This window comes from Acinetobacter sp. BZX-2 (assembly GCF_055179795.1).
Window position 1 is genome coordinate 353,538 of the sequence record NZ_CM143686.1, and the last position, 12,900, is coordinate 366,437.

The following is a 12,900-nucleotide window of genomic DNA, read 5'->3' on the forward strand; positions in this document are numbered from 1 at the left end:
ATTAGGGATATTGCGCCCATACGTCAACAGGAAATTTAATTATGCCTCATCGATTGCATCATTTTTCGGCAATTTTAAGCTTTCATTGAGTTTTTCCCAAACTTTCGCTTCTTTTTTGCTCGGTCCACCGACAATTTCAAGCGCATGACGTAAACGAGCAAAAGTTAAATCAGGGCCGAGAGTCACCATAGATTGCATCACTGGTGTAGATGATGTTGAACCTGCAATCGCAATGAAGAATGCAGGCATGAAATCGCGCAGTTTAATCTCCATTTGGTTTGCCAGATCCATTAAGGTTTGGCTGACCGTGTCATTATTCCAAGTGAATAAGCTTTCTAAACGCCAAATTGCAAATTGTAAGCTTTGACGAACTTGTTCTTCAGACAGTTTTTTGCTTTCAAATTGTTCTTTTGACAGGGTTGGGAATTGGTTGAAATAGAATCCTGCCCAATTCACAGCTTCTGACAGTAAGTGAATACGTGGTTGAATTGCTGCTGCGATTTCTTCTAATGTTTGACGATCAGATTTCCATGCAAGTAGTCTGTTTAACAATTCAGCAGGTGTTAAGCCTTTAATCCATTGGCCATTGAGCCAATTTAATTTTTCAACATCAAAAATTGGGCCGCCTAAAGACACACGCTGAATATCGAAATGTTCAATCATTTCTGCCAGTGTGAATTTCTCACTTTCATCAGGCATAGACCAACCCATGCGGCCTAAATAGTTCAACAAAGCCTCTGGAAGCACGCCAATATCTTTGTAGTAATTGATTGAGGTTGGGTTTTTACGTTTTGATAATTTTGATTTGTCAGGATTACGCAATAATGGCATATGACATAAAACAGGCATATCCCAACCAAAGTATTGGTAAAGTAATTGGTGCTTAGGTGCAGACGGAATCCACTCTTCACCACGAATCACATGAGTGATTTGCATTAAATGATCATCAACCACATTGGCCAAATGGTAAGTCGGTAAACCATCAGTTTTCAGTAGAATTTGCATGTCAACTTGTGACCAAGGAATTTCTACTTCACCACGTAATAAGTCATTAAATTTACAAACACCTTCTTCAGGTATTTTCATACGAATAACATGCGGTTCGCCATTGGCTAAACGTTGTTGTACTTCTTCTTGAGAAAGTTTTAAACCACGACCGTCATAACGAGGTGTTTCACCGCGTGCTTGCTGTTCCGCACGCATTTGATCAAGTTCTTCAGCTGTAGCAAAGCAATAGAAAGCATGACTTTTTTCAATCAGTTCTAAAGCATAATCTTTATAAATGCCCATACGTTCAGATTGGCGATATGGCGCATGTGGACCACCAATATCAGGTCCTTCTGACCAATTTAAACCTAACCAACGTAATGAATCTAAAATCATTTTCTCAGATTCAAGGGTTGAGCGTAGTTGATCTGTATCTTCAATACGAAGAATAAATTCACCACCATGTTGTTTAGCAAAACATAAGTTAAACAATGCAATATAGGCAGTACCTACATGTGGAAAACCTGTAGGAGAGGGTGCAATACGAGTACGGACTGTCATAACTAAATATTATTCAGAATGTAAATTAAAGCCATTATAACGAAAAAGCCCAATCGCTTAACGGTTAATTCACCAATAAACAACTGGGCTCATAAATTCTTTTAGGGAGTTTCGAATTTATTTTCTTTAAATCAGAATCTTAAGAACTATGTGGTTGAAATAAAGCTTGCACAAAACGTGAAAATTTTTGGTGTTGTTCAGCAAAAAAATTCTGTGCTGGTGCGACTTTAATTGATGTTAAAACTTTAATTTGGTCTTTATCTGAGACCAACAAATAATCGCCACGCTTTTGCTGGCTTAATGCTTTTTCAATCGGCGATTGCTTTTCAATCATAATGGTCGATTGAATCGGTTTATTGGTGTCTTTAATCGCAGCCGTATGCCCCGTTTGTGCAAATAAAGCGAGACTAAAACCCAATATAGATATTAACTGTTTGTCCATGCCATCAACTCCCCTAGATGGTTGATTATTGTTTTCCACGAACGAATTGTAGCAAACTTAGTTACCGAAATGTACAACTACGTCACATTTCTTAATAATAGTATACAAGAAATGTTTAAAAAACAATCATTGAAACGAAATGTAATAATTTAATAAATAACATATAAATATGGATCAATTGTGAATAATGTCACTTTAATCAAAGTTGCTAAGCCAATATTCAAAGAAATAAAGATAAGGTTTACATTTTTTTAGATATCTCGAATCGTGAATTTGATAGATTTAAATATTATAACTATATGATTGTTAAAATAAAATATTCAAAATATAGTGCATTTAATAGTCGAAAAATTGATTTTCAATGAGAAATTAAATGAAAAAATTACTTGTATTGGGTTTGATCAGCTTGGTTGGTGTAGGGCAAAGTTATGCAGCAAAAGAATTCTTAAACGTGTCTTATGACCCAACCCGTGAGTTCTATCAGGAATATAACAAAAGTTTCGGTATTTTCTGGAAACAAAGAACGGGGCAAGATGTAGAGTTTAAACAATCACATGGGGGTTCTGGAAAACAGGCGCGTTCAGTTGTAGATGGTTTGCAAGCAGATGTTGTGACTTTGGCTTTGGCGAATGATATTGATGAAATCGTCAATGCGGGCTTAATTGATAAAAATTGGCAAAAAGAATTTCCAAATCATTCAGCGCCATATACTTCGACAGTGGTGTTTTTAGTGCGCAAGGGCAATCCTAAAGGCATTAAAGACTGGAATGATCTTGTAAAACCTGGGGTTGAAATTATTACGCCAAATCCAAAAACAGGTGGTGCGCCTCGATGGATTTACTTATCTGCATGGGGCTATGCTTTAAAACAACCGGGTGGAAATGACGCAAAAGCAAGGGAGTTGGTAAAACAACTCTATAAAAATGTCAAAGTGTTAGATTCGGGCGCACGAGGCTCATTAACGACTTTTGCAGAACGTGGAATTGGAGATGTTTTGCTGTCTTGGGAAAACGAGGCGCTTTTGGCAACCTCAGGGCCTGATAAAGATAAGTATCAAATTGTTTATCCTTCAATTTCAATTTTGGCAGAACCATCGGTCGCTATCGTCGATAAAACTGTAGATAAAGATGGCAATCGTAATTTAGCCAAAGGCTATTTGAATTATTTATATTCGCCTGTAGGGCAAGACCTTGCAGCAAAATATAATTTCCGTCCACGAAATGCTCAAGCAGCTAAAAAGTACGCAGGAAAATTCCCAAAAATTAAATTATTCACCATAGATCAAGTTTTTGGTGGTTGGGCAAAAGCACAAAAAACACATTTTGCGAATGGTGGGATTTACGACCAATTTACCGCTGAAAGATAATCAAGACGACTTGATTTAAGACTTCTGAATTAAACTTTATTGAAGAAGTCTTAAATTTCTTTCCTGCATTTATTACTTATTACTCAAAGTAGTAGAAATATAACGCTATAAATTGATTAATATTTTTATGAATTAAAAAACAACGGGTCTAAAAGTCGGATTTATAAAATTTTGTATTTGATCATTTGTGAATATATGAAATTGAAGTTTATGAGCCAATCTCATATATTGAAGTTCATTATAGATGAATGATTGATATGGTGATGAAAACCAATTTTAAAGCGTTATTCGCTTCAGCACTTTTTGTCGCTGGTTTGAATTTGACGACCACAACGGCTTCGCATGCTGCTGATCGTGAATTCTTGAATGTTTCTTATGATGCAACACGTGAATTTTATGATGAATTTAATCAATCTTTTGGTGAATATTGGTTAAAACGTACTGGAAAAACGGTTAATTTTAAACAATCGCATGGTGGTTCAGGCAAACAGGCACGTGCAGTTGTTGATGGTTTAAAAGGCGATGTGGTGACTTTGGCTTTGGCAAATGACATCAATGAAATCGCTAAATCTGGTCAAATTAATGCAGGATGGGAAAAAGAATTTCCTTATAACTCTGCACCTTATACTTCAACCATTGTATTTATGGTACGTAAAGGCAATCCAAAAAAAATTAAAGATTGGACTGATTTGACCAAACCGGGTGTGCAAATTATTACGCCTAACCCGAAAACGGGTGGTTTACCACGTTGGATTTATTTATCCGCATGGGGTTATGCTCTGAAACAACCGGGTGGTGATGATACCAAAGCGCGTGAATTTGTATCTAAGATGTACCATAACGTCAAAGTCATGGATCCAGCAGCACGTGCTTCAATGACAACGTTTGCAGAACGTGGTATTGGTGACGTTTTACTGACGTGGGAAAATGAAGCCATGATCAGTAAGAAAACGTTAGGAAATAAATTCGATATTATTTATCCATCTATGTCGATTTTAACCGAGCCTTCAGTCGCGATTGTGGATAAAACCGTAGAGAAAAATGGCAATAAATGGTTAGCAACAGGCTATATCAATTATTTATATTCTCCATTGGGACAAGAAATGGCAGCTCGCCACTTTTATCGCCCACGAAATGAAAAAGTTTTAGCAAAATATGCAAAGCAATTTCCGCCGTTAAAAACGTTCACGATTGACGAAGTGTTTGGTGGTTGGGCGAAAGCGCAACAAACTCACTTTGTAAATGGTGGGGTGTTTGATCAAATTTATAGTTCGAAGCGTTAATTTCTGATCTTAAAAAAGCCTCCATTTTGGAGGTTTTTTATTGTGATAAGAATGGATTAAACAGCATGCCAATTTCGTCATATTTTGATGTTTTTTTACCCTTAAATTTGATTAAACTAAGGCTAAAACGGTTTTCTCTATAAAAAGTAATATTTCCCTACAAAAAGTCGTTTGGAGCTTTGGCAAAACAAGGTAATAATGTGCAGTTACTTTTTTGCTTGAACTGAAACCATACTTATGTCTCATATTTCTGTATTACTACATGAAACTGTCGATGCTTTACTTGCAGATCGCAATACAGGAATTTACGTGGATGGAACATTTGGGCGTGGCGGTCATACCCGTTTATTACTGTCTAAATTAGATGAAAATGCACGTGTATATGCTTTTGATAAAGACCCTCAAGCTTTAGAAGTGGCGTATCAACTCGAAAAAGAAGATCCAAGATTTAAAATTATTCATGCCAGCTTTGCAGATTTACAACAAGAACTCAATCGACTTGATATTTATCAAGTGGATGGTGTTATGGCAGATTTAGGTGTTTCATCACCGCAGTTAGATCAAGCAGATCGTGGTTTTAGTTTTATGAAAGATGGACCACTGGATATGCGTATGGACAATTCTCAAGGACAGACCGCTGCCGAATGGCTGGTCGATGTTGAGGAGGAGCATTTGGCGAATGTGATTTTTCAATATGGTGAAGAGCGTTATAGTCGTCGTATTGCCAAAGCTATTAAAAATGCAGGTTATATTGAAACCACGGCTCAACTGGCTGAAATTGTGAAAGTTGCCCATCCAAAGTGGGAAAAAAACAAACATGCAGCAACGCGTACCTTTCAAGCGATTCGTATTGAAATCAATAAAGAACTCGATGATGTTCATCATTTTTTACCTCAAGCCGTAGATTTGTTAAAATCACATGCACGTTTGGCTGTGATTAGTTTCCATTCACTTGAAGACCGAATTATTAAACAATTCATTCAAAAAGAATCAACTTTAGCAGAAGATAATGGTTGGGGATTACCACAAAAAGTCCAAGATACACGTAGACTGAAAAAGGTAGATCGAGTTCGTGCAAGTGAAGAAGAGGTGAAAGCAAACCCTCGTTCACGTAGTGCTTGGCTTCGAGTTGCAGAACGCTTAGAACAAAAAGGCGCAGAATGAAAGAAGAAATTGTAGAAAAATCAACGCAGAAGTTGACAATAAAAAAATTTATTGTTTATGGCATATTGATTTTTTTGGTATTGACGAGCGCATTTATGGTGGTCATGCAAGTCTTTGCTTATCGTCATGACTTTCGTGATTTAAATAGTTATATGCGTGAGCGTGAAGATATCAATGCCGAATGGGGACGTTTGCTCATAGAACAACAAACTTTTGGAGCAACAGCTCAGATTGGTACTCGTGCCGTTACACAACTTAGAATGTATTCACCGCCAGCTGCTCAAACAGTTGTCATTTCATTACCGTCTGAATCAGAGCAGAAAAAGTAAGGCATCTGTATGGTAGATAAGCAAACTAAACAGACTCGGCAGCCACGTAAAAAGCAGCCATCGATTACAGAGAAAAATACAGTTTCTTTGGAAATGTGGCGCTTTTATTTATTGTGGGGTGTCGTTTTACTCTGCTTTGTAGGATTGGTTGGGCGTGCATTTTATGTTCAGGTCATTAATAAAGACTTTTTACAAAATAAAGCCAATGCTAATATTTTACGTTCTGAAAAATTAAAAGCCATGCGTGGCGTGATTAGTGATCGCCATGGTGTTCCTTTGGCCATCAGTTCACCGATTATGAAGGTGGTGATTGATCCACGTGAATATTTTGAAACGAAAGAACAATTTAATAAAATTACGGCTGAATTACAAAAAACGCCAAATAGCCGTAAATTAAAACGTCAATTACCCGATGAAAATTTAGATTTAGATGAATTGGCAGATGTAGTTGGGATCGACCGAGCTGATTTAAAGAAAAAGTTAGCAGATCGTCCACGCTCACGTTATTTAGTCCTTAAAAAAGAAGTTCCACCACCGCAAGCTGATTTAATTACACAACGCAAGTTTGCAGGTGTATATGCGGAAAAAACCTATAAACGCTATTACCCTCAACCACAACCGAATGCACAAATTATTGGTTTGACCAATAGTGAAGGTACAGGTATTGAAGGTTTGGAAATGCAGCTCAATACGCGTCTTGCTGGTGAAGATGGTGAGCAAAAAATTTCTCGTGATAAGCACGGTAACCGTATCACGACACCTGAAGTCGTTAAAGAAGTTAAAACAGGTGAAAATATCACACTGAGTATTGATTCACGATTGCAATATATTATGTACCGTGAGTTAACCGCTGTTGGTGTTGCGAATAGCGCACGTTCTGCTTCGGCAATTGCTGTCGATGTGAAGACGGGTGAAATTTTAGCCATGACCAGTTGGCCATCTTATAATCCAAATGATAAAGATGGCTTAAGCAATAAAGATGCAATGCGTAACCGTGGTGCAATTGACATGTTTGAGCCCGGTTCAACCATGAAGCCTTTTACGGTTGCTGCAGGTTTGGAAAGTGGTCAGTACACACCAAACACAGTGATTAATACGGGTCCAGGTTCTATGCGTTTAGGTTCTCATACCATTCGAGATACGCATAACTATGGTTCATTGACTGTGACTGGGGTGATTATTAAATCATCGAACGTCGGCTCTGCAAAAATTGCGTTATCTCTTCCTAAAGAAGCATTACCAAGTTTCTTTAGGAAAGTTGGTTTTGGTCAGCGTTCAGCAGTCAAATTCCCAGGTGAAAGTGGTGGTTTAGTTCTTCCACCTGAAAAACTCAATTCCTCACAAATTGGAACCATGGCTTATGGTTATGGTCTAAATGCAACCATTCTACAATTGGCACAAGGCTATGCCATGTTGGCGAATCATGGTGTTGAATACCCATTGAGTTTATATAAGCTTGAAGATCAGCCTAAAGGTAAGCAAGTTTTAGAACCTAAAATCGCAGATGAAGTCTTACTCATGCTTGAGCAAGTGACAATGCCAGGCGGTACTGCAAAGCAGGCCAATATTCCGGGTTATCGTGTGGGCGGTAAGACAGGTACGGCACATAAGCTACGTCCTGATCATAGAGGCTATTCAAATACCGAATATCGTGCTTTATTTGCAGGGGTTGCACCAATTAGTGACCCTCGTTTAGCGATTATTGTTGTGGTTGAAAACCCGCGTGGTCAATATTATGGTGGTCTGGTTGCAGCGCCAGTATTTGCTCGAATTATGCAAGAATCATTAAGATTGATGAATGTTCCATTAGATAAGCCGCTTGAAACTGCGCAAGTATCCAAATAGGTAAAATATGACGATACATTTTCAAGACATTGTAAATGTCGAAACACAACTACCTTGGATGTCTGAGCCCTTTGCTGGATTTAGTTTGGATAGCCGTTATATAAAACACGGTCAAATCTTTATTGCTTTGACCAGTTATTCGCAACCAGAGAAGACATTGCAATTTGCACAATCTGCTTTAGAAAAAGGTGCATTAGCTGTTGTGAGTGAAACTGATTTGGGGCTAGTAGATGTTTTAATTTGTCCTGATGTTCGTCAACACATGGGGCAATGGCAAAAGCAGTATTTACAAGCAATTGATCCAGTTCAAGTGGCGCATGTACTCGCGGTGACAGGAACCAATGGTAAAACCACCATTTCGCGCTTAGTTGCTGAGTTGTTGATGTTACAAGGTAAAAAGTGTGCAGTTATGGGGACAACTGGGAATGGTATTTTACCTCAGCTAGAAGCCTCGTCGCATACCACTTTGGATGCATTACATTTACAAAATTTACTACATGATTTTGCTCAACAAGGTGCGGAATTTGTTTCACTCGAAGCGAGTTCGCATGGTTTGGAGCAAGGTCGTTTAAATGGCTGTAATATTGAGATTGCAGCATATAGTAATTTAAGTCGTGATCACTTGGATTATCATGGAACACTTGAAGCGTATGCAGAAGCTAAATCTCGCTTATTTAAATTTCCAAGCTTAAAAGTTGCTGTCATCAATATTGATGACACATATGCCAATATCATGCTTGATGCTGCAAGTAGTAATCTTGCACACCCTAAAGTATTGACTTATTCAACGTCTAAAGCTGCGGATTATCAAGTCTTTGGGATTAAATACAGTTTGGAAGGCGCAAGCTTTCATTTAAAAACAGTGAAAGGTGAGTTCACTGTGAATAGTCCTTTGCTTGGTCATTTTAATATTGAAAATTTGGTTGCAAGTTTAATTGTTGCAGAACAAGCAGGCTTTGACCTTAAACAGTTAATTGCAGCAGTTCCCAAACTAAAAGGCGCACCAGGGCGCATGCAGGTGATTCGTGATGAGGATCGTCTATTTGTGGTTGATTATGCACACACTCCCGATGCTTTAACACAAGTACTAAAAACCTTAAAGCGTCATGTTGAAAATCAACTTTGGGCTGTATTTGGTTGTGGTGGTGACCGTGATCGTGGTAAACGTCCATTGATGACAAAAGCAGCATTGGAACAAGCCAACCCTGTAATGCTGACGTCAGATAATCCTCGAACAGAAGATCCTGAGCAAATTTTTGCAGATATGAAACGTGATGTTGATTTTAGCCAACATGATGTCCACGAAATCCATGATCGTCGTGAAGCAATTAAGTATGCGGTAAAACATGCTCAAGCAGGTGATATTGTTGTAATCGCAGGCAAAGGGCATGAAAATTATCAGGAAATTGATGGTGTACGCCATTGGTTTGATGATGTCGTGGAGGTGCAATCAGCGATTGATGCACAACACCATAAACCAAATTCAGCTTATCCAGCTCAGTAGGAAAAGAGATGCACACCTCTACCACCAGTACTGTGCCTTTGGAGCCATGGTCAGCAGAGCAACTTGCTGAAGCGACTCAAGGTTATTGGTATTTAGATAAAGCACCACAAGGTGAAATTAAACGTATTTTAACTGATTCTCGTCATGCAGAGTCTGGTGATGCATTTTTAGCGCTTAAAGGTGAGCGTTTTGATGCACATGATTTTGTAGTACAGGTTGCAGCCCATGGTTGTCAAATTGCAATTGTCAGCCATCCTGTTGAAGTTGATATTTGTCAATTGGTTGTAGCAGATACGCGTTTGGCATTGGGGTATTTAGGTGCTTATCGCCGAGCGCAACATCCTCGGTTGAAAGTGATAGCATTGACAGGCAGTAGTGGTAAAACCACCACCAAAGAGATGTTAGGCAGTATCCTTTCACGTTTAGCACCGACCTTAATTACACGTGGCAATCTCAATAATGATTTGGGTGTGCCGATGATGTTGTTAGAACTTCGAGCTGAACATCAATATGCCGTGATGGAGTTGGGTGCAAGTCATCAAGGTGAAATTGATTACACCTCAAACTTAGTTCAACCGCATGTGGCAGGTATTCTCAATATCGGCACTGCGCATTTGGGTGAGTTTGGTGGACGTGATGGCATTTGTCGTGCTAAATCAGAAATTTATGCGCATATTGATCCAACTGGAGCGTCAATCGTTCCTGCGGTTGATGATTTTACTTCTACTATTCGTCAAGCTGTACAGACTGAAAATGTATTGAGTTTTGGGCAAAGTGGTGAAGTATTTGCAACAGAAATCCAATTACATGCTCAATCTGCAACATTTACAATCAATACTCCAGCAGGTGTTCGTACAGTAAACCTACCTTTTGCAGGTGAGCACAATGTACATAATGCCGAAGCCGCGACAGCATTTGCTTTGGCGATTGGTATTGATTTAGATGACATTGTGCTGGGTCTAGAGGCTGCCCAAGGTGCGAAAGGTCGTTTAAACTTTATTCGCAAAGGCAACTATTTATTTATTGATGATACTTATAATGCCAACCCGACTTCAATGCGTGCAGCAGCAGAAGTGCTCGCTCAACAAGAGGGGATTCGGGTGATGGTGATTGGTGATATTGGTGAGCTTGGAGATTCGGCTGCTCAACAGCATTATATGCTGGGACGTGACCTTGTTTCAGTAAAAGGGATTAACTTTGTGGTTGCTGTTGGTGAGTTTTCACCTGCAACACAAGAGGGTGCAAGAAGCACTCAGTATGGTAAAAAAATGCAAGCTTTTCTTAACCAAGAACAAGCACTACCTTTATTATTAAGTTTAATTGAAACGCATCAACCACAGTCCATGAGTTTCCTGTTTAAAGGTTCTCGTTATACCCATATGGAAACGTTGATGGCTGATTTGATGGAGAAAGTTTAATGCTGTTTTGGTTATTTCAGCACTTGGCGGGTTATGAAAATGCATTCCAAGTTGTTCGATATTTGTCATTTCGAGCACTGTTAAGTGTATTGACTGCGTTGGCGATTGGTTGGGCTCTAGGTCCAGTCATGATTCGTAGATTGCAAGCCCTGAAATATGGGCAAGCTGTGAGCTCATTTGCACCTGAAAATCATGCAAAGAAAATGGGAACACCAACGATGGGTGGGATTCTAATCCTGCTTTCAATTGGTATTAGTACCTTACTTTGGGCCGATTTATCTAATCCTTATGTATGGATTGTACTGGGCGTTATGGTGATTTTTGGTGCTGTTGGATGGGCGGATGATTGGATTAAAGTTCGCTACAAAGACAATGCTGGATTACCTGCCAAGAAGAAATTCTTTTGGACTTCTGTAGGTTCGTTGGGTGCGGGTATTGCGTTATATATCATTGCGGTACAACAGGAAAATCCTGTACATACGGCAAATATGTTGGATTTGTTGATCCCATTCTTTAAAAATCTCAGCATCCCATTATCTGCTGTACCTTTGGGTATTGGCTTCATTATTTTCACTTATTTGGTGATTAATGGTGGATCAAACGCGGTGAACCTAACGGATGGTTTAGATGGTTTGGCGATCATGCCAATCGTATTGGTTGCAGCAGGTTTAGGTGTATTTGCTTATTTGGCAGGTGATATCCGTTTTGCTACTTATCTACATATTCCATATGTTAAATATACCTCTGAATTGGTGATTGTCTGCGCAGCAATGATTGGTGCAGGCTTGGCATTCCTTTGGTATAACGCACATCCAGCGCAAGTATTTATGGGGGATGTTGGTGCATTATCATTGGGCGCAATGCTTGGTACGATTGCAGTCATGGTTCGTCAAGAGATTGTATTTGCAATTATGGGTGGTGTGTTTGTAGTTGAAGCCATTTCTGTGTTTTTGCAAATCGGTTCATTGCGTATGCGCAATAAGCGCGTATTTCTTATGGCACCTTTGCATCATCATTATGAGAAAAAAGGTTGGCGTGAAACCCAAGTGGTTATTCGCTTCTGGATTATTACAATTATGCTGGTAGTTTTAGGTCTAATGACTTTAAAATTGCGTTAAGCAAAAGTTGTTTGAGAAAGTCGGCAGTTGCCGGCTTTTTTTATGGCTTTAAATGAGTTTGGAGAAGGTTATGAATGTGTTGATGTGCCCAGTCTGTCGTGAAGCACTCAGCTTAACGGATAAAACGTGGCGCTGTATAAACAATCATAGCTATGATGTGGCAAAACAGGGTTATGTCAACTTACATGTCGTGCAGCATAAACATAGTAAAAACCCAGGAGACACACCTGAATCTGTGCAAGCACGTCGTGCATTTTTGAGTGGTGGTTTTTATGCACCCTTGCAACAAGCCATCGTTGAAAAAATTCGTGGTTTAAGAATTGAAAATTTGCTGGATATTGGTTGTGGTGAGGGATATTACACTCATGCAATGCAACAAGAAGTCATGCAATGTGTTGGTGTAGATATTGCCAAAAATGCAGTACAAGTTGCTGCAAAGCTCAATAAAGAGGTGACTTGGATTGTGGGTACTGGGGCGACTTTACCTGTGCTAGATCATTCTATTGATTTGTGTACCAGTTTATTTAGCCCAATTCCTCAGGAAGAAATTTTACGAGTGCTTAAGGCTAAAGCATATCTTATTGTAGTTACACCTGCGCCTGAGCATTTGTTAGCCATGCGTGAAGGCTTATTTGAAGAAGTAAAAGCACATGAACCACATAAGTTTGTTGAGCAATTAAAAGAACATTTTGAATTGCTTGAGCATCCTATTGTTGAGTCGGTTTTTGAATTAGATCAAACTCAATTGAAAAATTTGATTGCAATGACGCCGTACGCATATAAAGCAAAACCTGAAAAACGTTTGGCTTTAGAAGTTCAAACAAAGACTCAATTAAAAGCAGCATTTCAAATTTATTTATTTCAGAAAAAATAATGTGCTTAT

Annotated in this window: 11 protein-coding genes; 9 read left to right on the forward strand and 2 right to left on the reverse strand. The window is 38.9% G+C overall.

Translation table 11 applies throughout. The features are described from left to right. Window positions 1–39 precede the first annotated feature (39 nt). Together gltX and ACY45D_RS01645 are read right to left on the reverse strand one after the other, a co-directional pair. Entirely contained in the window at window positions 40–1,548 is a 1,509-nt protein-coding gene (gene gltX / locus ACY45D_RS01640; protein WP_463108175.1) for a glutamate--tRNA ligase, read from the reverse strand. Window positions 1,549–1,687: 139 nt separating this feature from the next. Then, window positions 1,688–1,990, reverse strand: coding sequence for a DUF4179 domain-containing protein (locus ACY45D_RS01645; RefSeq protein WP_463108176.1), 303 nt, complete (start codon window positions 1,988–1,990; stop codon window positions 1,688–1,690). A 373-nt stretch (window positions 1,991–2,363) separates the two neighbouring features. On the opposite strand from ACY45D_RS01645, the gene ACY45D_RS01650 reads away from it, so the two are divergent. The 9 genes from ACY45D_RS01650 (at window position 2,364) to ACY45D_RS01690 (ending at window position 12,891) form a co-directional block, all read left to right on the forward strand. Beyond that, window positions 2,364–3,356 (forward strand): sulfate ABC transporter substrate-binding protein, encoded by a 993-nt coding sequence (locus ACY45D_RS01650; RefSeq protein ID WP_463108177.1) that lies wholly within the window; start codon window positions 2,364–2,366, stop codon window positions 3,354–3,356. A gap of 263 nt (window positions 3,357–3,619) precedes the next feature. Next, the gene (locus tag ACY45D_RS01655; protein WP_463108178.1) at window positions 3,620–4,639 is read left to right on the forward strand and encodes a sulfate ABC transporter substrate-binding protein; all 1,020 of its coding nucleotides are present in this window, start codon (window positions 3,620–3,622) and stop codon (window positions 4,637–4,639) included. Between the two features lie 237 nt (window positions 4,640–4,876). Then, window positions 4,877–5,803 carry a 16S rRNA (cytosine(1402)-N(4))-methyltransferase RsmH gene (gene rsmH / locus ACY45D_RS01660; RefSeq protein WP_463108179.1) on the forward strand — a complete coding sequence of 309 codons (927 nt, stop codon included), beginning with the start codon at window positions 4,877–4,879 and terminating at the stop codon, window positions 5,801–5,803. Beyond that, entirely contained in the window at window positions 5,800–6,132 is a 333-nt protein-coding gene (gene ftsL, locus ACY45D_RS01665; RefSeq protein ID WP_463108180.1) for a cell division protein FtsL, read from the forward strand. The genes rsmH and ftsL overlap by 4 nt, the downstream gene beginning before the upstream one ends. Before the next feature lie 9 nt (window positions 6,133–6,141). Further along, window positions 6,142–7,977: a penicillin-binding protein PBP3 gene (gene ftsI / locus ACY45D_RS01670; RefSeq protein WP_463108181.1), complete on the forward strand. Its 1,836-nt coding sequence runs from the start codon at window positions 6,142–6,144 to the stop codon at window positions 7,975–7,977. A gap of 7 nt (window positions 7,978–7,984) precedes the next feature. Then, window positions 7,985–9,481 carry a UDP-N-acetylmuramoyl-L-alanyl-D-glutamate--2,6-diaminopimelate ligase gene (locus tag ACY45D_RS01675; RefSeq protein ID WP_463108182.1) on the forward strand — a complete coding sequence of 499 codons (1,497 nt, stop codon included), beginning with the start codon at window positions 7,985–7,987 and terminating at the stop codon, window positions 9,479–9,481. 8 nt (window positions 9,482–9,489) lie between these two features. Next, on the forward strand, window positions 9,490–10,899 hold the full coding sequence (locus ACY45D_RS01680) for a UDP-N-acetylmuramoyl-tripeptide--D-alanyl-D-alanine ligase (RefSeq protein WP_463108183.1): 1,410 nt from the start codon (window positions 9,490–9,492) through the stop codon (window positions 10,897–10,899). Beyond that, entirely contained in the window at window positions 10,899–12,017 is a 1,119-nt protein-coding gene (gene mraY / locus ACY45D_RS01685) for a phospho-N-acetylmuramoyl-pentapeptide-transferase (RefSeq protein ID WP_463108184.1), read from the forward strand. The genes ACY45D_RS01680 and mraY overlap by 1 nt, the downstream gene beginning before the upstream one ends. A 70-nt stretch (window positions 12,018–12,087) precedes the next feature. After that, window positions 12,088–12,891 carry a putative RNA methyltransferase gene (locus ACY45D_RS01690; RefSeq protein ID WP_463108185.1) on the forward strand — a complete coding sequence of 268 codons (804 nt, stop codon included), beginning with the start codon at window positions 12,088–12,090 and terminating at the stop codon, window positions 12,889–12,891. Window positions 12,892–12,900: the final 9 nt, after the last annotated feature.

What these genes read in the sequence shown, in the direction of transcription:
- ftsL (WP_463108180.1), top strand. Translation starts at nt 5,800, where the DNA reads ATGAAAGAAGAAATTGTAGAAAAATCAACGCAGAAGTTGACAATAAAA.
- ACY45D_RS01645 (WP_463108176.1), bottom strand. Translation starts at nt 1,990, where the DNA reads ATGGACAAACAGTTAATATCTATATTGGGTTTTAGTCTCGCTTTATTT.
- ACY45D_RS01655 (WP_463108178.1), top strand. Translation starts at nt 3,620, where the DNA reads ATGAAAACCAATTTTAAAGCGTTATTCGCTTCAGCACTTTTTGTCGCT.
- ACY45D_RS01690 (WP_463108185.1), top strand. Translation starts at nt 12,088, where the DNA reads ATGAATGTGTTGATGTGCCCAGTCTGTCGTGAAGCACTCAGCTTAACG.
- mraY (WP_463108184.1), top strand. Translation starts at nt 10,899, where the DNA reads ATGCTGTTTTGGTTATTTCAGCACTTGGCGGGTTATGAAAATGCATTC.
- ACY45D_RS01680 (WP_463108183.1), top strand. Translation starts at nt 9,490, where the DNA reads ATGCACACCTCTACCACCAGTACTGTGCCTTTGGAGCCATGGTCAGCA.
- ftsI (WP_463108181.1), top strand. Translation starts at nt 6,142, where the DNA reads ATGGTAGATAAGCAAACTAAACAGACTCGGCAGCCACGTAAAAAGCAG.
- gltX (WP_463108175.1), bottom strand. Translation starts at nt 1,548, where the DNA reads ATGACAGTCCGTACTCGTATTGCACCCTCTCCTACAGGTTTTCCACAT.
- ACY45D_RS01675 (WP_463108182.1), top strand. Translation starts at nt 7,985, where the DNA reads ATGACGATACATTTTCAAGACATTGTAAATGTCGAAACACAACTACCT.
- ACY45D_RS01650 (WP_463108177.1), top strand. Translation starts at nt 2,364, where the DNA reads ATGAAAAAATTACTTGTATTGGGTTTGATCAGCTTGGTTGGTGTAGGG.
- rsmH (WP_463108179.1), top strand. Translation starts at nt 4,877, where the DNA reads ATGTCTCATATTTCTGTATTACTACATGAAACTGTCGATGCTTTACTT.